This window comes from Paraprevotella xylaniphila YIT 11841, from assembly GCF_000205165.1.
In the GTDB taxonomy this organism is placed as follows: Bacteria; Bacteroidota; Bacteroidia; order Bacteroidales; family Bacteroidaceae; genus Paraprevotella; species Paraprevotella xylaniphila.
The window spans coordinates 168,372-189,566 of record NZ_GL883827.1 but is presented as its reverse complement, the minus strand read 5'-3'; the positions used below and the strand labels follow the sequence as shown (position 1 = coordinate 189,566).

At 46.9% G+C, this 21,195-nt stretch carries 17 protein-coding genes and 2 tRNA genes; all 19 read left to right on the top strand.

The annotated features are described in order from the left end of the window. Positions 1–3: 3 nt before the first annotated feature. Positions 4–1,239: an ATP-dependent Clp protease ATP-binding subunit ClpX gene (gene clpX, locus HMPREF9442_RS04505; RefSeq protein WP_008625801.1), complete on the top strand. Its 1,236-nt coding sequence runs from the start codon at positions 4–6 to the stop codon at positions 1,237–1,239. 150 nt (positions 1,240–1,389) lie between these two features. Further along, complete coding sequence (recQ, locus tag HMPREF9442_RS04500) at positions 1,390–3,573, top strand: DNA helicase RecQ (RefSeq protein WP_008625799.1); 2,184 nt, start codon at positions 1,390–1,392, stop codon at positions 3,571–3,573. Between the two features lie 430 nt (positions 3,574–4,003). Then, the gene (locus HMPREF9442_RS04495) at positions 4,004–4,279 is read left to right on the top strand and encodes a LysO family transporter (RefSeq protein ID WP_008625798.1); all 276 of its coding nucleotides are present in this window, start codon (positions 4,004–4,006) and stop codon (positions 4,277–4,279) included. Continuing rightward, positions 4,279–4,899 (top strand): LysO family transporter, encoded by a 621-nt coding sequence (locus HMPREF9442_RS04490; protein ID WP_087944070.1) that lies wholly within the window; start codon positions 4,279–4,281, stop codon positions 4,897–4,899. Before HMPREF9442_RS04495 ends, HMPREF9442_RS04490 begins: the two co-directional genes overlap by 1 nt. Before the next feature lie 136 nt (positions 4,900–5,035). Next, positions 5,036–6,514 (top strand): IMP dehydrogenase, encoded by a 1,479-nt coding sequence (guaB, locus tag HMPREF9442_RS04485; RefSeq protein ID WP_008625787.1) that lies wholly within the window; start codon positions 5,036–5,038, stop codon positions 6,512–6,514. Then, positions 6,511–7,950, top strand: coding sequence for a peptidylprolyl isomerase (locus HMPREF9442_RS04480; RefSeq protein ID WP_008625786.1), 1,440 nt, complete (start codon positions 6,511–6,513; stop codon positions 7,948–7,950). Before guaB ends, HMPREF9442_RS04480 begins: the two co-directional genes overlap by 4 nt. Before the next feature lie 50 nt (positions 7,951–8,000). Next, the gene (locus HMPREF9442_RS04475; protein WP_008625785.1) at positions 8,001–9,380 is read left to right on the top strand and encodes a peptidylprolyl isomerase; all 1,380 of its coding nucleotides are present in this window, start codon (positions 8,001–8,003) and stop codon (positions 9,378–9,380) included. Next, a complete protein-coding gene (locus HMPREF9442_RS04470) occupies positions 9,377–11,032 on the top strand; it encodes an OstA-like protein (protein WP_253271015.1) in 1,656 nt (551 codons plus the stop codon). Before HMPREF9442_RS04475 ends, HMPREF9442_RS04470 begins: the two co-directional genes overlap by 4 nt. 2 nt (positions 11,033–11,034) lie before the next feature. Beyond that, complete coding sequence (locus HMPREF9442_RS04465; RefSeq protein ID WP_008625783.1) at positions 11,035–11,331, top strand: FtsB/FtsL family cell division protein; 297 nt, start codon at positions 11,035–11,037, stop codon at positions 11,329–11,331. Between the two features lie 14 nt (positions 11,332–11,345). Further along, positions 11,346–13,196 carry a DNA mismatch repair endonuclease MutL gene (gene mutL, locus HMPREF9442_RS04460; RefSeq protein ID WP_008625782.1) on the top strand — a complete coding sequence of 617 codons (1,851 nt, stop codon included), beginning with the start codon at positions 11,346–11,348 and terminating at the stop codon, positions 13,194–13,196. Between the two features lie 135 nt (positions 13,197–13,331). Then, the gene (gene trpS, locus HMPREF9442_RS04455; protein ID WP_008625781.1) at positions 13,332–14,426 is read left to right on the top strand and encodes a tryptophan--tRNA ligase; all 1,095 of its coding nucleotides are present in this window, start codon (positions 13,332–13,334) and stop codon (positions 14,424–14,426) included. Positions 14,427–14,565: 139 nt separating this feature from the next. After that, positions 14,566–14,643: transfer RNA gene (locus tag HMPREF9442_RS04450), tRNA-Val, on the top strand. Positions 14,644–14,677: 34 nt separating this feature from the next. Beyond that, a tRNA-Val gene (locus tag HMPREF9442_RS04445) sits at positions 14,678–14,755 on the top strand. A gap of 140 nt (positions 14,756–14,895) precedes the next feature. After that, a complete protein-coding gene (gene purB, locus HMPREF9442_RS04440) occupies positions 14,896–16,242 on the top strand; it encodes an adenylosuccinate lyase (RefSeq protein WP_008625778.1) in 1,347 nt (448 codons plus the stop codon). A gap of 82 nt (positions 16,243–16,324) precedes the next feature. Next, a complete protein-coding gene (locus HMPREF9442_RS04435; RefSeq protein ID WP_040602601.1) occupies positions 16,325–17,713 on the top strand; it encodes a pseudouridine synthase in 1,389 nt (462 codons plus the stop codon). Between the two features lie 24 nt (positions 17,714–17,737). Next, a complete protein-coding gene (gene asnS / locus HMPREF9442_RS04430) occupies positions 17,738–19,141 on the top strand; it encodes an asparagine--tRNA ligase (RefSeq protein WP_008625772.1) in 1,404 nt (467 codons plus the stop codon). A gap of 437 nt (positions 19,142–19,578) precedes the next feature. Beyond that, on the top strand, positions 19,579–20,100 hold the full coding sequence (locus HMPREF9442_RS04420; RefSeq protein WP_008625768.1) for a GNAT family N-acetyltransferase: 522 nt from the start codon (positions 19,579–19,581) through the stop codon (positions 20,098–20,100). A gap of 207 nt (positions 20,101–20,307) precedes the next feature. Further along, positions 20,308–20,769, top strand: coding sequence for a 50S ribosomal protein L13 (rplM, locus tag HMPREF9442_RS04415; protein ID WP_008625767.1), 462 nt, complete (start codon positions 20,308–20,310; stop codon positions 20,767–20,769). A 6-nt stretch (positions 20,770–20,775) separates the two neighbouring features. After that, entirely contained in the window at positions 20,776–21,162 is a 387-nt protein-coding gene (gene rpsI, locus HMPREF9442_RS04410) for a 30S ribosomal protein S9 (protein WP_008625766.1), read from the top strand. The last annotated feature ends 33 nt before the right edge of the window (positions 21,163–21,195 follow it).

Sequence of the window (21,195 nt, the reverse complement as noted above, 5' to 3'; positions counted from 1 at the left end):
GCAATGGCAATGAAGAAAGCATGTTCTTTTTGCGGCAGGGCGGAGCGCGATGTGCCTTTGCTCATTACCGGGGTGAATGGTTTTATATGCAGCGACTGTGCGCAACAGGCTTACCGGATTGTGAAAGATTCTTTGCCCGTGGAGCACAAGGAGAAGGATGATTTGGGGTTCGATTTGGCTGAGTTGCCCAAACCGCGCGATATTAAGGCTTATCTGGACCAGTATGTCATCGGGCAGGATGATGCCAAGCGTAATCTTGCCGTGGCGGTTTACAACCATTATAAAAGATTGGCACAGCAGACATCGGACGATGGAGTGGAAATCGAGAAATCGAATATAATCATGGTGGGAAGCACCGGAACGGGAAAAACCCTTCTGGCCCGTACCATAGCCAAATTATTGCATGTACCTTTCACGATAGTGGATGCTACTGTGTTTACCGAGGCCGGCTATGTAGGGGAGGACGTAGAGAGTATCCTATCCCGTCTGTTGCAGGTGGCCGATTATAATGTACAGGCCGCCCAACGGGGTATTGTCTTTATCGACGAAATCGACAAGATAGCCCGTAAGAGTGATAATCCTTCCATCACGCGTGACGTGAGCGGGGAAGGGGTACAACAGGGTCTGCTGAAACTTCTGGAGGGTTCGATGGTCAATGTGCCGCCCAAGGGGGGACGCAAGCATCCGGATCAGGATTACATCCATGTGGACACGCGTAACATCCTGTTCATCTGCGGAGGGGCATTTGACGGTATCGAGAAGAAGATAGCCCAACGGATGAATACGCATGTGGTCGGTTATAACTCGGTGCAGAATATGCAGCATATCGACAAGTCTAATCTGATGAAATATATCCTTCCGCAGGACTTGAAGTCTTTTGGGCTGATTCCGGAAATCATAGGCCGTTTGCCGGTGCTGACCTATTTGAATCCGCTCGACCGTACGGCATTGCGCAATATACTGACGGAACCGAAGAACTCCATCGTGAAGCAGCAGGTCAAGCTCTTTGAAATGGATGGCATTAAGCTGTCTTTTGACGAAGATACGTTGGAGTATATTGTGGACAAGGCTGTGGAATACAATCTCGGTGCCCGCGGATTGCGCTCCATCATGGAGAGTATCATGATGGATGCGATGTTTGAAATCCCCTCCAAGAAAGTAAAGACGTTCAAGGTGACATTGGATTATGCTAAAAAGCAATTGGAGAAGGCTAACCTTGCCGGTTTGAAAGCAAGTTAACAGGAGGGCGTTCGCGGAATTTTGAGTTAAGAAATGAAGAAATCCTGAAAATAGTTTCCCAATAATTTGCAAATATGAGGTGTTTGTTTATAACTTTGTTAGGGGCAACAATGTTAAACCTGAGTTTGATTTTATTGGAAAACTATTGATATGGATACAATGCTGAATTTGACAGAACCTCTTAAGCGGTATTTTGGCTTTGAAACCTTTAAGGGCGATCAGGAAGCCATCATACGCAATGTGTTGGCAGGCAAGGATACTTTTGTGCTGATGCCTACCGGCGGAGGGAAATCGTTGTGTTACCAGTTACCGTCTCTTTTGATGGAAGGTACGGCGATTGTCATATCGCCTTTGATTGCTTTGATGAAAAATCAGGTGGATGCAATCCGGGCGGTGTGCGGAGATGACGGCGTTGCCCATTATCTGAATTCGTCTCTGAACAAAGGGGCGATAGATATGGTGAAGAGTGATATTCTGCGCGGGAAGACCAAGTTGCTTTATGTTGCCCCGGAATCGTTGACGAAAGACGAGAATGTGGATTTTCTCCGGAATGTGAAAATTTCGTTTTATGCGATAGACGAGGCGCATTGTATATCGGAATGGGGGCACGACTTCCGGCCGGAGTACAGGCGGATTCGCCCGATAATCAACGATATCGGTACGGCACCAGTAATCGCTTTGACGGCTACGGCAACCGATAAAGTGCGCGGCGACATCAAAAAGAACTTGGGGATGACGGATGCCAAGGAGTTTAAGAGCTCTTTTAATCGTCCGAACCTGTATTACGAAGTAAGGAACAAGACAAAGAATGTAGATAAGGATATTATCAGATTCATCAAACAGCGTCCGGGGAAGAGCGGTATTATTTACGCTTTAAGCCGTAAGAGGGTAGAAGAATTAGCCGAAATACTCCGGGCGAACGACATTAACGCGAGGGCTTATCATGCCGGAATGGATTCGGCTACCCGGTCGCAGACGCAGGATGATTTTATCATGGAGCGTATTGATGTCATTGTGGCTACCATTGCCTTTGGCATGGGGATAGACAAGCCGGATGTACGCTTTGTGATTCATTATGATATACCCAAGAGCCTTGAAGGGTATTATCAGGAGACCGGTAGGGCCGGACGTGACGGAGGAGAAGGTTTATGCGTAACTTATTATGCCTACAAGGACCTTCAGAAGTTGGAGAAGTTCATGGAAGGCAAGCCTGTGGCCGAACAGGATATCGGGCGTCAGCTCCTTTCGGAGACAGCTGCTTATGCGGAATCTTCCGTGTGTCGTCGTAAGTTCTTGTTGCATTACTTCGGTGAGGAATATCATGAGGAGAATTGTGGTAATTGTGATAACTGTTTACACCCGAAAAAGAAAGTGGAAGCAAAGAGTCAATTAAAGGAACTGCTTGAGGTTGTACAAGCAGTGAAAGAGAATTTTAAGGCAGATTATATTATAGATGTATTAGTTGGTAAGGAGACAGACGAGGTTATCGCTCATAAGCATGCCGATCTGGAGTGTTTCGGATGCGGTGACGAACATGAGGAAAAGTTTTGGAATGCCGTAATCCGGCAAGCATTGATAGCCGGTTATCTGGAGAAGGAGATTGAGAATTACGGCATCCTGAAGTTGACGGCAAAAGGTCGTAAGTTCATGAAGAAGCCGGAATCTTTCATGGTTTCGGAAGACAATGAGTTTGAAGATGATGCCGAGGAGGTTGTAAGCCGTTCCGGAGGAGGTACAGGCGTGACAGACCCGGCGTTGTTCAATGCGTTGTTGGACTTGCGTAAGAAAATGTCCAAGAAGTTGGATGTGCCGCCCTATGTCATTTTCCAGGATCCTTCGTTGGAGGCGATGGCTACGATGTATCCGGTCAGCATAGAGGAGTTGCAAAACATTCCGGGTGTCGGTGCCGGGAAGGCAAAACGTTACGGAAAAGAGTTTTGCGATTTGATACGCCAACATTGCGAAGAGTATGAGATTGAGCGCCCGGAAGACTTGAGGGTACGTACGGTAGCCAATAAGTCGAAGTTGAAAGTGAGTATCATTCAGAGTATCGACCGTAAGGTGGCGTTGGACGATATTGCGTCGGCTAAGGGGATTGATTTCAATGAACTGTTGGATGAGATAGAGGCGATTGTTTATTCCGGGACGAAACTGAACATCGACTATTTCTTGGATGAGGCAATGGACGAAGACCATTTGTTGGATATTTATGATTATTTCAAAGAGTCGGAGACGGACAGCTTATCTGTTGCCATGGACGAGTTGGGGGATGATTATACAGAAGAAGAAGTCCGTTTGGTGCGAATCAAATTTATTTCTGAGATGGCAAATTGATAACAGGCGAAACGATTTTTGAAAAAGATAAAGAAGTAAGGGCGTAAACAAAAGCTGTTTGCGCCCTTTTTTGTGGCATATTGTTTTTGCAGAATGATTTGGTAGTTCGGTAGAAGTTGCGTATCTTTGCCGTGCAGTATTATAATAAATGTATTCATGAACCAACAAGCCCTAATATATCACATGTTGTGGGACGTAAAGAGGATTTCTCCTTTTTGCGAGCGTTTCCTCGTGCATGTGCACTGGTTCAGTGGTTTTATTTGAAAGGGGTAAGTTCGGAATAAATTCCTCTGTGGTACTGTTCGTATGAAGGACACGCAGGATGCTATTCTTTTTCCGAACATTTTTTCGTGAGATTTTTAGAAAGTACGGCTGGTTCTTTGAGAGAAGGGCGGGTCGGAATGTCTTACCCTTTTAATGTGTTTCGTGTATGTTTAAGATTATATCTATTATGTTTGTCGGATTGGGGACTGGTTATTTGTTGCGTGACTTGAAACTCATGCGAAAAACGGAGAAGACCATTCCGTTGACTGTTTTTGCTATGCTTTTTATTTTGGGGATGTCGGTTGGGTCGAACAGCTTAATCGTCAGTAATTTGGGACGGTTCAGCGGACAGGCGGCTTTGTTGGCTTGTTTCAGTGTGTTGGGAAGTATCATAGCAGCTTGGTTGGTATATTATCTTTTTTTTAGGAAAGGAGGAGAATGATGAAAGGAAGTATGATTGTTTGCTTGTTCTTTTTGTTAGGTTGTCTGATAGGTTTTGGTGCCCACATGCAATTCGATACGCACAATCTTTCGATGTACATATTATATGCTTTGATGTTTCAGGTGGGCATCAATATAGGCAGCAATGAGGACTTGAAGGGTATGTTGGTTCATTTTACTCCGAAAATGTTGATTGTTCCTTTGGGTACGATCATCGGAACGTTACTCTTTTCGGCTTTAGCCAGTTTGTTATTAAGCCAATGGAGTGTGTTTGACTGTATGGCGGTAGGGAGTGGTTTTGCTTACTATTCTTTGTCTTCCATTTTGATTACCCAGTTTAAAGAACCGTCGTTAGGCCTTCAGTTGGCGACTGAATTAGGGACAATTGCATTGTTGACCAATATCTTTCGTGAAATGATGGCATTGTTGGGAACTCCTCTCATCCGTAAATGTTTCGGGCAGTTTGCTCCGATTTCGGCAGCAGGGGTTAATTCGATGGATGTGCTGTTGCCTTCTATCCTGCGCTATTCCGGCAAGGATATGATGCCTATTGCTATTCTGCATGGCGTTTTAATTGATTTAAGCGTACCTGTATTCGTATCCTTCTTTTGTAGTCTGTGAAACATGAAGTAAACAAGTGCTAAGGCTGCCATGCTGTTTTTGAAATGGTATGGCTGCCTTTTATCACAAAAAAAATAAAAAAAGTCGCTATTTCATATAAAAATGCGTATATTTGCATGCAATAAATTTAAAGCCTATGTCATCTTTTATTGCAGATAAAATTGTAATGGACGGATTGACTTACGATGATGTATTGTTAATCCCCGCTTATTCAGAAGTTTTGCCACGTACGGTGGAGTTGACCACAAAGTTTTCTCGTCACATTGAATTGAAAGTTCCCTTTGTCACGGCTGCAATGGATACTGTAACCGAGGCTCCAATGGCTATTGCTATTGCCCGTGAAGGAGGTATCGGTGTGATTCATAAGAATATGTCCATAGAAGAGCAGGCTCGTCAGGTGGCTATTGTGAAACGTGCGGAAAATGGTATGATTTATGATCCGGTGACGATTAAACGCGGGCGTACGGTGGGAGATGCATTGAATATGATGAGCGAGTATCATATCGGAGGTATTCCCGTTGTAGACGATGAAAACAAACTGGTGGGTATCGTTACGAATCGTGATTTGCGTTTTGAGCAGAATCCCGACCGTAAGATAGATGAAGTGATGACTTCAGAGAATCTGGTTACGACGCATCAGCAGACAGACCTTTCGGCTGCGGCCAAAATCTTGCAGGAGAATAAAATTGAGAAATTGCCTGTGGTGGATAAGGATGGCCGGTTGGTTGGTTTGATTACTTATAAGGACATTACGAAAGCGAAAGACAAACCAATGGCTTGTAAGGATGAGAAGGGGCGTTTGCGCGTGGCGGCAGGAGTCGGAGTAACTACTGATACGTTGGACCGCATGCGTGCCTTGGTGGAAGCCGGAGCTGATGCTATTGTGATTGATACGGCACACGGTCATTCCAAATATGTGGTTGAGAAATTGAAAGCCGCCAAGGCTGAATTTCCGGATGTGGATATCGTAGTGGGTAATGTGGCTACGGGAGAAGCTGCTAAAATGTTGGTGGAAGCGGGTGCCGACGGTGTGAAAGTCGGAATCGGCCCGGGTTCTATTTGTACAACTCGTGTGGTAGCCGGTGTCGGAGTGCCGCAGTTATCGGCTATTTACGATGTCGCCAGTGCGTTGGAGGGTACGGGAGTTCCTTTGATTGCGGACGGCGGATTGCGTTATTCGGGTGATGTGGTCAAGGCATTGGCTGCCGGAGGATATTGTGTGATGATTGGTTCGTTGGTGGCTGGCACGGAAGAATCTCCGGGCGATACTATTATATTTAATGGTCGTAAATTCAAGTCTTATCGGGGCATGGGTTCTCTTGAAGCCATGGAATGCGGTTCAAAAGACCGTTATTTTCAGGCGGCAGTGAAAGATGTGAAGAAATTGGTCCCGGAAGGAATTGCCGGTCGTGTACCCTATAAAGGAACAGTTCAGGAGGTCATCTTCCAATTGATAGGTGGGCTGCGTTCCGGAATGGGGTATTGTGGTGCCAATACGATAGAGGAATTGCATCAGGCGAAGTTCGTGAGAATCACGAATGCCGGTGTGCTTGAAAGCCATCCGCACGATGTGACTATTACGAGTGAGGCTCCGAATTATAGTCGTCCGGAATGATGAAAATGATGAGGAAGTTTGCACTTTGGTGTTGCTCGTTATGCCTGACGGGCATCTTATATGCAGAGGGGAATGATCCTGTTGTCATGAAAATCAATGGGAAGGATGTCTCTCGTTCGGAATTCGAGTATAATTTTAATAAGAATAATGGTGAGAATGTCGTAGATAAGAAGACCGTTGATGAATATGTGGATTTGTTTGTGAACTATAAGTTGAAAGTGGAAGCAGCATTAGATGCCCGTTATGATACGCTTTCTTCTTTTAAGAAAGAGTTCCGGACTTATCGTGACCAACAGATACGTCCTTATTTCGTGTCGTTGTCGGCAGAAGAAAAAGAGTTGAGGCGTTACTATGATGGAATGAAGGCTTCCATTGGCCCGGACGGCTTGGTACATCCTGCCCATATCATGATTTTAGTGGCACAGAAAGCTACGCCGGAAGAACAGGCAAAAGCAAAAGAACGCATAGATTCCATTTATACAGCCTTGCAGCAGGGGGCTGATTTTGCAACTTTGGCCAAGCAATGTTCTGCCGACAAAGGTTCTGCCGCTCGAGGAGGCGATTTGGGAGGGTGGTTTGCCAAGGGGCAGACTTTGAAAGAGTTTGAGGATGTTGCCTTTTCTCTGAATAAAGGTGAAATGTCGAAACCTTTCCTGTCACCGATGGGATACCATATCGTGTGGATGAAAGACCGGAAGCAGCTTGAGCCGTATGAGGAGTTAAAGCCGCAATTGCAGCGTTTTTTGGAAAGCCGGGGACTTAAAGAGCGTGTGGCTTCGATAGCCATAGATTCTTTAGTAAAAAGTTCATCCGGACAATTGACAGAAGAAGATGTGATAGAGCAAAAGGCGCGGGAGCTTTGTGCTAAAGACGAAAGCCTGAAGTATCTGGTTCAAGAGTATCACGACGGACTTTTGCTATATGAGATAAGTACGCGCGAGGTTTGGGACAAAGCCGCCAAGGATACGGTCGGATTGGAAGCTTATTTCAAGGCCCACAGGTCGAAGTATAAATGGGATGAGCCGCGCTATAGAGGGGTGGTGTACCATTGCAAAGACAAAGGGTTGGTGAAAGACGTACGAAAACTGTTGAAATCGGTGGATGAGGCTCAATGGATAGATACCTTGCGTGCATCTTTCAATCAGGACTCCGTAAAGCAAATCAGGGTTGAAAAGAATTTGTTTAAGAAAGGAGACAATGCTTTTGTGGATCATCTGGTCTTTAAGGAAAAGAAAGAGCCCAAGGCTTCCCAGGCTTATCCGTATACGGCTGTGTACGGCAAGAAGTTGAAGAAACCTAAAGAATGGACAGACGTGCGTGGGGAGGTGGTCTCAGATTATCAAGCAGCTTGCGAAGCGGAGTTTGTACGCAGATTGCGGGAAACCTATAAGGTTGAAATATATAAAGAGGTTTTAAATACAGTTAACAAGCATTGAAGCAGCCTTGAATAACATTATCTTCGTAGGCAGTTTAGAACAAGTAGTATATGAATCTTTTTAAGAAGTTATTATATGCATTTGTATTCCTTTTTGGAGGGATACAAATGCATTTGTTTGCACAAAGCCCGAATAACGTGGTGGATGAAGTTATTTGGGTGGTGGGCGACGAGGCAATCTTGCGTTCTGATGTGGAAGCAGCCCGTATGGATTTCGGGGCGAACATCTCCGGTAATCCTTATTGTGTCATTCCCGAACAGTTGGCCATACAGAAGTTATTTTTGCATCAGGCACAGTTAGACAGTGTGGAAGTCGATAATTCCCAGATTTCCGCCAGCATGGAGGCACGTTTGAATGAATTGATCATGCGTGCCGGTTCTAAAGAGAAGTTGGAAGAATATTATCATAAGACGATGACGCAGATTCGTGAGATGATGTTCGAATCTCTTAAAGAACAATACACGGTACAAAAAGTACGGGAGAACTTGACTTCGGACATCAAGGTGACACCAGCCGAAGTGCGGCGTTATTTTAAGGATATGCCGGAAGATAGTTTGCCGTGGATTTCCGATCAGGTGGAAGTGCAGATTATAACGCAACAGCCACGTATTCCTCAGGAGGAAATCGAACGGGTAAAGGCGGAATTGCGTGATTATACAGACCGCGTCAATAATGGAGAGTCCTCATTTTCCACTTTAGCCATCCTGTATTCGGAGGATCCGGGTTCAGCCCGCTATGGAGGAGAAATGGATTATGTGGGGCGTGGAGAACTGGATCCGGCTTTTGCCAATGTCGCTTTCAGTTTGACCGATCCTAAGAAGATATCGAAAGTCGTGGAATCCGAGTACGGGTTCCATATCATTCAGTTGGTAGACAAGCGTGGAGATAAGGTAAAAGTACGTCATATACTACGTAAGCCCAAGTTGGCCCAAGCAGATATTGATACGACGATGGTGCGTATGGATTCAATAGCCGAGGATGTCCGTAAGGAGAAATATTCCTTTGAGGAGGCTGCTACTTTCTTGTCTGATGATAAGGACAGCCGTAACAACCGGGGATTGATGACGAATGTGAAGTTCGACCAGTCGGTGGGTGACCAAATCCGTACTTCCCGTTTCCAGTTACAGGAATTGCCGGCCGAAGTGGCCAAAGTGGTTTCCACGATGAAGACCGGAGAGATTTCCAATCCTTTCTTGATGGTTAACTCTAAGGGCAAGGAAGTGTGTGCCGTGGTAAAATTGAAAACGCATATTAAAGCACACCGGGCTTCTATGTCGGAGGATTTTCAAGTGCTGAAGGACGTGGTCATGGCCAAGTTGCAGGAACAGAAAATCAATCAATGGATAAAAGATAAACAGAAATCCACTTACATACGTATTAACGAAGGTTGGGGGGATTGTGATTTTGAATATCCCGGATGGATAAAATGAAAGATAAAAAACAGAATAAAAGAATAAACGGCGGGCATAGATTACTTTTCTTTTGTATTCTATGCCTGTTTGGGCTTTATGTTGCGGTGTCTTATGCCGGAGAACAGACGCAGCGGGAGCAGTCGAAGACAAAGGTTATTTTGTTGCATACGGATAACCTTACGTATGACCAGTACCGGCATCCCGGTGCACAAATATTGACGGGGAATGTACAGTTCCAACACGACGGGGTGCTGATGTATTGCGACAGTGCTTGTTTTTATGAGGCCACGAACTCATTCGATGCTTTCGGGCATGTGAAGATGGTACAGGGGGATACATTGGATTTGGTGGGCGACATGTTGCTGTATAACGGTTTGGACCAGTTGGCCCGTGTCCGCCACAATGTGGTACTGACACATCGTGAATCCAAACTCTATACGGACAGTCTCGATTACGACCGCCTGTATGAACTGGGATATTTTTTCGAAGGAGGAAGGTTGGTAGACAAGGACAATGTGCTGACTTCCGATTGGGGGCAATATAGTCCGCCTACGCGCCAGGCCGTGTTTAATTATAATGTGAAGTTGGAGAACCCGAAGTTTACGTTGATTTCCGATACGTTGAACTATAATACCCAGACGAGTATGGCAGAGATTGTCGGTCCTTCCAATATCGACAGCGGCGACAATCATATTTATTCCGAGTCGGGCTTTTACAATACTCAGACAGAGGAAGCCATCCTGCTCGACCGTTCCATTGTGACCAACAAGGGACGCAAGATGGTGGGCGACAGTTTGTATTATGACAGCAAGTCCGGTGTGGGAGAAGGTTTCCGTAATGTGGTCTACACCGACGAGGTTAATAAGAACATGCTGACAGGAAATTATTGTTACTATAACGACAGTACCGGTTATTCCATGGCGACGGATAGTGCGGTAGCTATAGATTATTCGCAACGTGATACGATGTACATGCATGCCGATACGTTCAAGGTGTACACTTTCTACATGGATACCGATAGCATGTACCGCGAAGTCCGGGGCTACCACAAGGTGCGTTCTTACCGTATGGATGTCCAGTCTGTTTGCGACTCTTTGGTGTTCGATTCGCGTGATACCTGTATCACGATGTATCGCGATCCGATCGTATGGAACGGAGGGCAGCAAGTATTGGGAGAGGTGATTAAAGTTTATTTGAATGATTCCACCATAGACCGGATTCATGTCATAGACCAGACTCTTTCCGTGGAGCGGATCGACTCGGTGCATTACAATCAAGTGGCGGGGAAAGAGATGATCTCCTATTTCCGTGACGGGGAGATGTATGAGACGTGGGTGAACGGCAACGTTTATGTCGACTATTATATGTTTGACGACGACAGCTTGATGATAGGATTGAACTATACGGAAACAACGGAACTTAAACTGTTCATGAAGGATCGGAAAATGGAGAAAATATGGATGCCGGCTTCCACGGGGGTAATCTATCCGATAGTCATGATACCGCCCAACCGGCTCTATTTGTCCAATTTTGCCTGGTTTGACTATATCCGTCCGTTGAACAAAGACGATATATTCGTATGGCGTCCCAAGAAGTCCGGAACGGAACTTAAGGCGTCTTACAAGCACAAGGCACCTTTACAATCTTTGGATCAAATCAAAAAGAAATAGTTATGGCACTCTTTAAGACACGTGAACCCCGAAAGTTCCATCATCCTTATATATATATAAATGAACGAAAAGAAAAACTAAAGGCCATAGAAGAGCGTGCCAAACGGGAGTTGGGCATGCTGCCGCCGAAGGAGTTCAATCCTGAAGATATCCGTGGAACTTTCGTGAAAGGGACAAAGCACCTGCGGCGCAGGAAAGAAAGCGGGCGTAAGCCTATGAAATGGGGAGTAGCATTGATTGTCATCGGTGCGTTGCTTTTCGTTTGGCATTATTTATTGACTGGAAGTTTCCGGTTTTAAGCATATTCTGAAAGATGAGCGATATTATACATCTGTTGCCGGATTCGGTGGCAAACCAGATTGCCGCTGGTGAAGTGATACAACGGCCGGCTTCTGTGATAAAAGAATTGGTGGAGAATGCCGTAGACGCTTCGGCTACACGGATTGACGTGGTGGTGGAAGATGCGGGCAAGACTTCTATTCAAGTAGTGGACAACGGGAAGGGGATGTCTGAGACCGATGCACGTCTTTCGTTCGAACGCCATGCCACGTCCAAAATACGTAAAGCCGACGATTTGTTTGCTTTGCGCACGATGGGCTTCCGGGGAGAGGCTTTGGCTTCTATTGCAGCCGTGGCCCAAGTGGAATTGAGGACCCGTCAAGCCGGAAGCGAACTGGGAACGTGCGTGAATATCGAAGGCTCCCAACTGGTAGGGCAGGAGCCGGTTTCCTGTGCGCCGGGAAGTAATTTCCTGATACGCAATCTTTTTTTTAACGTACCGGCACGCCGCAAATTCTTGAAGTCCAATCAGACTGAGTTGAGCAACATATTGCAAGAATTTGAGCGCGTGGCTTTGGTGCATGAAGACATAGCTTTCTCTTTGACACAAAACGGCAGTGTCGTGCTCAGTTTGCCGAAATCCACATTGCGCCAACGTATCATCAATATTTTCGGCAAGAAACTCAACGAGCAGCTTCTGGCCGTCGATGTGGAGACTTCTTTGGTCCGTTTGTCCGGTTTCGTGGGTAAACCGGATTCAGCCCGTAAGAAAGGAACCCATCAATACTTCTTCGTGAACGGACGTTACATGCGTCACCCTTATTTCCACAAAGCGGTGATGGAGGCTTTCGAACAGTTGATACCCGTCGGTGAGCAGGTGTCTTATTTTCTCTATTTCGAAGTAGATCCGGCCAATATCGACGTGAACATCCATCCTACGAAAACGGAAATCAAGTTTGAAAACGAACTGGCCATCTGGCAGATTATAGTGGCGGCGGTGAAGGAGTCGTTAGGGCGTTTCAATGCCGTGCCTACGATTGATTTTGATACGGAAGGCGCTCCGGACATTCCTGTCTTTGGCAATGCTTTCTCTCCGGCAACCGTCGAAGCTCCGGTATTGGAGGTGAATCCCGATTTTAATCCTTTTAAGTCCGGCTCTTCTTCCGGTTATAAATCGCAGCGGATGGATTGGGAACCTTTGTATGAGGGTGTGGAGCAAAGTGTGTCTTCCGTAGTGACGAACGATTTCGGAGGAGGAGATTTCTCATCCTCCCTCCCCGATGACCTGACTTTGTATGCGGATGCAAAGGACACTTTTGAAAAATCAACCCAACATTATCAGTATAAAGGCAAATATATCATGACGGCGGTAAAGTCCGGACTGATGATTATCGACCAGCATCGTGCACATATCCGTGTGCTTTACGACCGTTACCGTAAACAAATGGAGGGTAGCAACGGACAATCTCAGGGGCTGCTTTTTCCTGAAATGTTACAGTTGCCCCCGTCAGAGGGCATTGTGTTAGAGCACCTGACGGATGATTTGCATGCCTTGGGATTTGATTTGTCCGTGTTGGGCGGCGGAAGTTTCTCCATTAACGCCATCCCCTCAGGGACAGAGGGGTTGAATCCGGTGGAGGTGGTGCGCGGCATTGTGCATTCTTCCATCGAAAAGGGATGTAATGTAGAGGAAGATGTGCGCCATTATATTGCTTTGTCGTTGGCCCGTAGCGCGGCCATTGTGCAAGGGCAGGTGTTGTCCAATGAAGAGATGGAGGCTTTGGTAGACGACTTGTTCGTCTGTCGTAACCCCAACCAGACCCCTGACGGCAAGGTCGTTGTTGCCATATTGGAGCAGGATGATTTAGACCAACTTTTTGGGTGAGCCTTGTTGGTTTCTTCATGGTGCACTCGGCGGCTTTTCATAAAATAGGCGGCATCTTGGCAAATATTCCAAGTAAGCTTGGCGTTTTGCACTTGATTTGCACTATCTTTGCAGAACTAATTATACAGACAGAAAATGAAGCAGGAAAAAATTGTATTGACGGGAGACCGTCCTACCGGAAAATTGCATATCGGCCATTATGTAGGTTCTTTACGAAGAAGAGTAGAGTTGCAAAACTCCGGTCAGTTCGATAAAATATTCATCTTTGAAGCAGATGCCCAGGCCTTGACGGACAATATAGATAATCCGGAAAAAGTACGGCAGAACGTGATAGAAGTGGCGCTCGATTACTTGGCCTGCGGCATCGATCCGGCCAAGTCTACCATCTTCATCCAGTCTCAGATACCGGAGTTGTGCGAGTTGTCTTTCTATTTCATGGACTTGGTGTCCGTGTCGCGCCTGCAACGTAATCCTACGGTGAAGACAGAAATACAAATGCGTAACTTCGAGGCGAGCATTCCTGTGGGGTTCTTCGCTTATCCCATCAGCCAGGCTGCTGACATTACGGCTTTCAAGGCAACGACCGTGCCGGTGGGAGAGGATCAGGAGCCGATGTTGGAACAGGCGCGTGAGATTGTCCGTCGTTTCAACTATATCTACGGGGATACGCTTGTGGAACCCAATATCCTGTTGCCCGAAAATGCCGCTTGCCTGCGCTTGCCGGGTACCGACGGCAAGGCAAAAATGAGCAAGTCTCTCGGTAACTGTATTTATTTGTCGGATTCGGCAGACGAGGTGGAGAAGAAGATACGCACCATGTACACGGATCCCAACCACTTGAAGGTGTCCGATCCAGGACAAGTGGAGGGCAATACGGTGTTTACTTATTTGGATGCTTTTTCCCGTCCGGAGCATTTCGGCCGTTATTTGCCGGATTATGCCGATTTGGAGGAACTGAAAGCCCATTACCGCCGTGGAGGTTTGGGCGACGTGAAGGTGAAAAAATTCCTTGCAGCCGTGATGCAGGAGGAATTGGAGCCTATCCGTCAGCGTCGCAAGGAGTTCGAGCAAGACATTCCGGCCGTATATGAGATGCTGAAGAACGGATGTGAGGCGGCTCGCGCCGTAGCGGCCGACACATTGTCGGAGGTGCGTAAGGCCATGAAGATAAATTATTTCGACGATGAGGCCTTGATTGCCGAGCAGGCAGCTCGTTTTAGTGTAAAATGATATAGGCCGGGGGAAAATGAATACCGTCCGTCGCAGGAGCTAAATCCTGCGACGGATTTTTATTTAAAAAAAGTGCGCCAAAAATTTGCAGGAAAGAAAAAAAACCGTACCTTTGCATCGCTTTTGAAACGAAAGAGAGGGGCGCTTAGCTCAGTTGGTTCAGAGCATCTGCCTTACAAGCAGAGGGTCGGGGGTTCGAATCCCTCAGCGCCCACCACAGATTCTTCTTCTCTTTCGTGTCAGGGCAAGAGGGGCGCTTAGCTCAGTTGGTTCAGAGCATCTGCCTTACAAGCAGAGGGTCGGGGGTTCGAATCCCTCAGCGCCCACCACGGATAAAGAGACACCTTACGGGTGTCTTTTGTTGTTTTATGTCATTGTTATTTGTTTTTTAGATAAGTTTTCTCTATTTTATATGTGCAAACCGATAAAATAGACTATTTTTGCACCATAAATAATACGTATTACTTTTATGGAATTGGATTTGTTGACGGCCATCTCTCCGATAGACGGCCGTTATAGAGGTAAAACAGAGGCTTTGGCTTCCTATTTCTCTGAATACGCGCTTATTCGCTATCGTGTGCGTGTAGAGATAGAATACTTTATTACTTTGTGCGAATTGCCTTTGCCGCAGTTGGCTGCTTTCAATCATGACTTGTTTCCCCGTTTGCGTGACATATATCGGGATTTCACGGAAGCGGATGCCGGACGGGTGAAGGAAATAGAGAGCGTGACGAACCATGACGTGAAAGCTGTGGAGTATTTTATCAAGGAAGAGTTTGATAAAATCGGCGGTCTTGAGGCTTATAAGGAATTCATCCATTTCGGACTGACATCCCAGGACATCAACAATACATCGGTTCCTTTGTCCATCAAGGAAGCGTTGGAGGAATGTTACTATCCCCAAATGGAGGAACTGATAGCCCAACTCCGTGCGTATGCAGGGGAATGGAATGACGTGCCCATGTTGGCCAAGACACACGGACAGCCTGCTTCGCCTACCCGTTTGGGGAAAGAAGTGATGGTATTTGTCTATCGTCTGGAACGCCAGTTGGAGATGCTCAAGGCGTGCCCCATTACGGCCAAGTTCGGTGGAGCGACGGGGAACTACAATGCCCATCATGTGGCCTATCCCCGTTATGATTGGAAGTCGTTCGGCAATAATTTTGTGGCAGGCAAGTTGGGGTTGGAGCGTGAGGAGTATACGACCCAGATTTCCAATTACGACAATTTGGGGGCGGTTTTCGACGCCATGAAGCGCATCAATACGATTTTGATTGACTTGGACCGTGATTTTTGGCAGTACGTGTCTATGGAGTACTTCAAACAGAAGATTAAAGCCGGCGAGGTCGGTTCCAGTGCCATGCCCCATAAGGTGAACCCGATCGATTTCGAGAATAGCGAAGGTAATTTGGGCATAGCCAATGCCATATTGGCACATTTGAGCATGAAGTTACCGGTGTCGCGTTTACAGCGTGACTTGACGGACTCCACAGTCTTGCGCAATGTCGGTGTACCTATGGGGCACATGGTAATAGCCATCCAGAGCACGCTGAAAGGTTTACGCAAGTTGTTGCTCAACCGTGAGGCCATCAATGCCGATTTGGACAACTGTTGGGCGGTCGTGGCCGAAGCTATCCAGACGATTTTGCGCCGGGAGGCATATCCTCATCCTTATGAGGCTTTGAAGGCCTTGACGCGTACGAACCAGGCAATAACGGAAGAATCCATTAAGAATTTCATAGAGGGGCTGGCTGTCAGTGAAGAGGTGAAGCAAGAGCTTCGTGCCATTACGCCCCATTCTTACACGGGTATTTAAAAATGTTGACCGGAGATGCGATTGGCCCGCGAGGGCGAACGCAGTCTCCTTGTTTTAATTATTATATAGAAAGGAAAAAAGTATGGAAGACGAAAAATGGCAGGATAATTTTGCTTCTGAAAGGACAGATCGTAGCCGTGAGGGCTATAAGCCATTCGACAGTGAGAACAACAATCAAGGTACGAACCGCATAGTGCGCGAAGGTCGTGTGATGCGGCCGCGGATTCAGCGGGCCGAGCGTGCTTATACGGCCAATGGGGCCGACGGTGCACAGGAGGGACGGCCTTTCCGCCCGTCTTACAACCGTGAAGAGCGTGGCTTTGGTGGCGAACAGCGTAGTTACGGTGGTGCCCAGCGTCCTTATCGCAGCTATCAGCCCCGTCAGGACTATAATCGGGAGGGGGGATATGCCAACCGAGAAGGAGGCTATAACCGCGATGGCGGTTTCCGTCCGAATAATGGAGGGTATCGTCGTGAAGGCGGGTATGCCAACCGAGAAGGGGGATATAACCGTGAGGGTGGCTTCCGTCCGAACAACGGTGGATACCGTCGCGAAGGCGGTTACGGTAACCGTGAAGGAGGCTACAACCGCGACAATAATGGTGGCGGTTTCCGTCGTCCGCAAGGCGGCTATGGGAACAATCGTTTCGGCGGAGGCAGGCCGCAGCAGCGCCGTACCGGCAATTATGACCCCAATGCCAAATATAGCTTGAAGAAACAGATTGAGTATAAAGAACTCAATGTGGATCCGGATGCTCCGATTCGTTTGAACAAGTTCTTGGCCAATGCCGGAGTTTGTTCCCGTCGTGAAGCGGACGAATTCATCACGGCAGGCGTGGTGAGCGTCAACGGGACGGTGGTCACGGAGTTGGGTACGAAAGTTAAGCGTTCGGACGAGGTGAAGTTCCACGAACAGCCGGTGAGCATCGAGCGCAAGGTGTATGTCCTGCTGAACAAGCCGAAAGATTACGTGACTACCAGCGACGATCCGCAAAACCGCAAGACCGTGATGGATTTGGTCAAGAATGTTTGCCGTGAACGTATTTATCCGGTGGGGCGCCTTGACCGCAACACTACGGGCGTGCTGTTGTTTACCAATGACGGAGAACTGGCTTCCAAGTTGACGCATCCCAAATTCCTGAAAAAGAAAATCTACCATGTGACGACAGACAAGAACGTAACAGCAGCCGACATGCGGCAGATTGCCGAGGGCATCACGTTGGAAGACGGTGAGATCAAGGCTGATGCCATCGAGTATGCCAGTCCTACCGATAAAAAACAGATAGGCATCGAAATCCATTCCGGTAAAAACCGTATTGTGCGCCGCATATTCGAAGCTTTAGGTTACCGTGTGGTGAAGCTCGACCGCGTGCTGTTTGCCGGACTGACGAAGAAGAACGTCCGCCGGGGCGACTGGAGATTCCTGACAGAACAGGAAGTCAACATGTTGCGTATGGGAGCGTTCGAATGATAGGATATCATAAAGAGGAAAAAAATGGAAACTATTCGTAGAATAAAGATTATAGATGTACTGAAGCGTGAAGACTACGGTTCGGAGGTCAATGTAAAAGGTTGGGTGCGTACGCGGCGAGGCAGCAAGTCTGTCCATTTCATTGCTTTGAATGATGGGTCTACGATTAATAATGTACAGATAGTGGCCGATGCGGATAAGTTTGATGATGAACTGATTAAACTCATCACGACCGGTGCGTGCCTGAGTGTGACAGGTGAATTGGTGCAAAGTGTAGGTTCGGGACAAGCCGTGGAGATCCGAGCCCGTGAAATAGAGGTGTTGGGTACGTGCGGTTCGGATTATCCGATGCAGAAGAAAGGGCAGAGCATGGAGTATATGCGTACGCATGCCCACATGCGTTTGCGTACCAACACGTTCGGTGCGGTGTTCCGTATCCGCCATAACATGGCGATGGCCGTCCATCGTTACTTCCATGAGCACGGCTTTTTCTATTTCCATACACCGATTATTACGGCCAGCGACTGCGAAGGAGCCGGACAGATGTTCCAGGTGACTACGAAGAACCTCTATGACTTGAAGAAAGACGACGAGGGGAAGATAGACTATTCCGACGATTTCTTCGGCAAGACGACTTCGCTGACCGTATCCGGGCAGTTGGAAGGTGAGTTGGGTGCCACGGCCTTGGGAGCCATTTACACTTTCGGGCCTACGTTCCGTGCAGAGAATTCCAACACGCCGCGCCATTTGGCCGAGTTCTGGATGATTGAGCCCGAAGTGGCTTTCAACGACATCCACGACAATATGGATTTGGCAGAGGACTTCATCAAGTACTGTGTGCGTTGGGCTTTGGAGCATTGCCAGGACGATTTGGCTTTCCTGAACAAGATGATTGACAAGACGTTGCTCGAACGCCTGAACTTCGTGGTAGAGAACGACTTTGTGCGCTTGCCTTACACGAAAGGTATCGAGATTCTGGAGGAGGCCGTGAAGAACGGCCGCAAGTTCGAGTTCCCGATATATTGGGGAGCCGATTTGGCCAGCGAGCATGAGCGTTACTTGGTGGAAGAGTATTTCAAGCGTCCTGTCATTCTGACGGATTATCCGAAGGAAATCAAGGCTTTCTACATGAAGATGAACGACGACGGGAAGACGGTGCGTGCCATGGACGTGTTGTTCCCTCAAATTGGCGAGATTATCGGAGGTTCCGAGCGTGAAGAGAACTATGACAAGCTGATGGCCCGTATCGAGGAGCTGAATATCCCGATGAAGGACATGTGGTGGTATCTCGACACCCGCCGTTTCGGCACATGTCCGCATAGCGGTTTCGGTTTGGGTTTCGAGCGTTTGATTTTGTTCGTCACCGGAATGCAGAACATCCGCGATGTCATTCCATTCCCCCGTACCCCGAAGAACGCAGAGTTCTAAGCCTGTTGTTCTCCCGAGTGGGAAACATATATAAGAGAAGGATGCCCGCTAACGGGCATCCTTTTTTCGTCACTCATTTTGTCATGAAACGTAAGTCTTGCAAATATCTGAATTACAACTTTTTATAAATCTCCGCAGATTGGTGTTTTTTTCTCCTGAAAGTGAAAAATCAATCGGCTGAGAATGAAAAATCAATCTCAGGAGATTGATTTTAGGATGTGCTGTGTCTTGTTTTCTGTAAGTTGGAACTATGGACTTTTTAGGGGGGATAGAGGAGATATATCTTTTGTGGTAAGTCCGTTTTTGGAGGCGTGGGGGATAACTGTAAGCATGCCTTATGTTAAATTGTCGACGATGGGATTTGAAAAATAAGCGTTGGGTTGTGGAACGCATGAGAAAGCCTTATCTTTGCCCATAGTATAAAGGAACATAAAAGAATGAGTATACATGATTTAGAACCCCGATATACTATAAGGGAAGCTACAATAAAAGATTGTGATTTAATTAATAGCTTGGCTTGGGAAGCTTTTCCTGCTACTTACCAGGCCATACTGACACCGGAGCAAATCGAGTATATGATGCACTGGATGTACGACGAAGCCAACTTGCGTCGGCAAATGACGGAAGAAGGGCACGTGTACTTTATTATATATGTGGAGGACGAGCCGGCCGGTTATGTGTCCGTGAGGCCGGAGGATGCCGGAGTGTTCCATTTGGAGAAAATTTATGTTTTGCCTGATTTTCAGGGATGCCATTGTGGAAGTGCCTTGTTCCGCCATGCCGTGGCGTATGTAAGACGGATTTGTCCGGAGGCGCGGGCAATAGAGCTGAACGTGAACCGGCAAAATCCAGCGCTTGGTTTTTATCGCCGTATGGGCATGCGCATCGACCGTGAAGGCGATTTCGATATCGGTAACGGGTTCTATATGAATGATTATATCATGCGCCTTGAACTCTAAGAAAAGGTGAAAAAGTTTGTGGATTTTGTTGGACGTTTGATTGAAAAGTAGTAATTTTGCAAGCCGATTATTATCAAAAAGACGATAAAAGTCTTAGAACCTGCGTGTTAATAGCTCTTTCATTGGCCTGGAAGGGCGGTTAGGGAATCGCAGAAAAGGAAAATTAAAGTTTTTTTAGTAGTAACAATTTTATTTTTAAATTAAAGAATGGATACTTTAAGTTACAAGACCATTTCGGCCAATAAGGAGACCGCGAAGAAAGAATGGGTCGTTGTAGATGCAACAGACCAAGTGTTAGGTCGTCTCGGCTCTAAGGTGGCAAAATTATTGAGAGGTAAGTACAAACCGAATTTTACGCCTCACGTGGACTGCGGTGATAATGTAATTATCATCAATGCGGACAAGGTGAAGCTGACCGGTAAGAAATGGACGGATCGCGTATATCTCCGTTATACAGGTTATCCCGGTGGCCAGCGTGAAATGACTCCGGCCCGTTTGATGTCTCGTCCTAACGGCGCGGATAGGTTGGTGAGAAAAGTAGTAAAGGGAATGTTGCCTAAGAATCGTTTGGCGAACCAGTTGATAGGTAATTTGTATATCTATGCCGGCAGTGAGCACAAGCACGAGGCACAGCAACCTAAAGTTATTGATATAAACCTGTATAAATAATAAGTGATGGAAGTAGTTAATGCATTAGGCAGACGTAAGAGTGCCGTAGCTCGCATATATGTTAGCGAGGGTACAGGAAAGATTACTATTAACAAGAGAGACCTTGCAGAGTACTTTCCCTCTACAATTCTTCAATATGTGGTAAAGCAGCCTCTGTCTACCCTGGGCGTAGAAGAGAAATATGACATCAAGGTGAACGTATATGGCGGTGGCTTTACCGGCCAGTCTCAGGCGTTGCGTCTTGCTATCGCCCGCGCATTGGTGAAAATCAATGCTGACGATAAGAAGGCACTTCGTGCAGAAGGGTTCATGACACGTGATTCCCGCGTTGTTGAACGTAAGAAACCGGGTCGTCCGAAAGCACGTCGTAGATTCCAGTTCAGTAAACGTTAATATCGGCCGTTTATCGAGCTGCATAAACGTTTA

Bases quoted from the DNA above. Each gene is read 5' to 3' on its own strand.
- guaB (WP_008625787.1), top strand. From the start codon at position 5,036: ATGTCATCTTTTATTGCAGATAAAATTGTAATGGACGGATTGACTTAC.
- rpsI (WP_008625766.1), top strand. From the start codon at position 20,776: ATGGAAGTAGTTAATGCATTAGGCAGACGTAAGAGTGCCGTAGCTCGC.
- recQ (WP_008625799.1), top strand. From the start codon at position 1,390: ATGGATACAATGCTGAATTTGACAGAACCTCTTAAGCGGTATTTTGGC.
- HMPREF9442_RS04475 (WP_008625785.1), top strand. From the start codon at position 8,001: ATGAATCTTTTTAAGAAGTTATTATATGCATTTGTATTCCTTTTTGGA.
- mutL (WP_008625782.1), top strand. From the start codon at position 11,346: ATGAGCGATATTATACATCTGTTGCCGGATTCGGTGGCAAACCAGATT.
- purB (WP_008625778.1), top strand. From the start codon at position 14,896: ATGGAATTGGATTTGTTGACGGCCATCTCTCCGATAGACGGCCGTTAT.
- HMPREF9442_RS04480 (WP_008625786.1), top strand. From the start codon at position 6,511: ATGATGAAAATGATGAGGAAGTTTGCACTTTGGTGTTGCTCGTTATGC.
- HMPREF9442_RS04470 (WP_253271015.1), top strand. From the start codon at position 9,377: ATGAAAGATAAAAAACAGAATAAAAGAATAAACGGCGGGCATAGATTA.
- HMPREF9442_RS04495 (WP_008625798.1), top strand. From the start codon at position 4,004: ATGTTTAAGATTATATCTATTATGTTTGTCGGATTGGGGACTGGTTAT.
- rplM (WP_008625767.1), top strand. From the start codon at position 20,308: ATGGATACTTTAAGTTACAAGACCATTTCGGCCAATAAGGAGACCGCG.
- HMPREF9442_RS04490 (WP_087944070.1), top strand. From the start codon at position 4,279: ATGAAAGGAAGTATGATTGTTTGCTTGTTCTTTTTGTTAGGTTGTCTG.
- asnS (WP_008625772.1), top strand. From the start codon at position 17,738: ATGGAAACTATTCGTAGAATAAAGATTATAGATGTACTGAAGCGTGAA.
- HMPREF9442_RS04465 (WP_008625783.1), top strand. From the start codon at position 11,035: ATGGCACTCTTTAAGACACGTGAACCCCGAAAGTTCCATCATCCTTAT.
- clpX (WP_008625801.1), top strand. From the start codon at position 4: ATGGCAATGAAGAAAGCATGTTCTTTTTGCGGCAGGGCGGAGCGCGAT.
- trpS (WP_008625781.1), top strand. From the start codon at position 13,332: ATGAAGCAGGAAAAAATTGTATTGACGGGAGACCGTCCTACCGGAAAA.
- HMPREF9442_RS04435 (WP_040602601.1), top strand. From the start codon at position 16,325: ATGGAAGACGAAAAATGGCAGGATAATTTTGCTTCTGAAAGGACAGAT.
- HMPREF9442_RS04420 (WP_008625768.1), top strand. From the start codon at position 19,579: ATGAGTATACATGATTTAGAACCCCGATATACTATAAGGGAAGCTACA.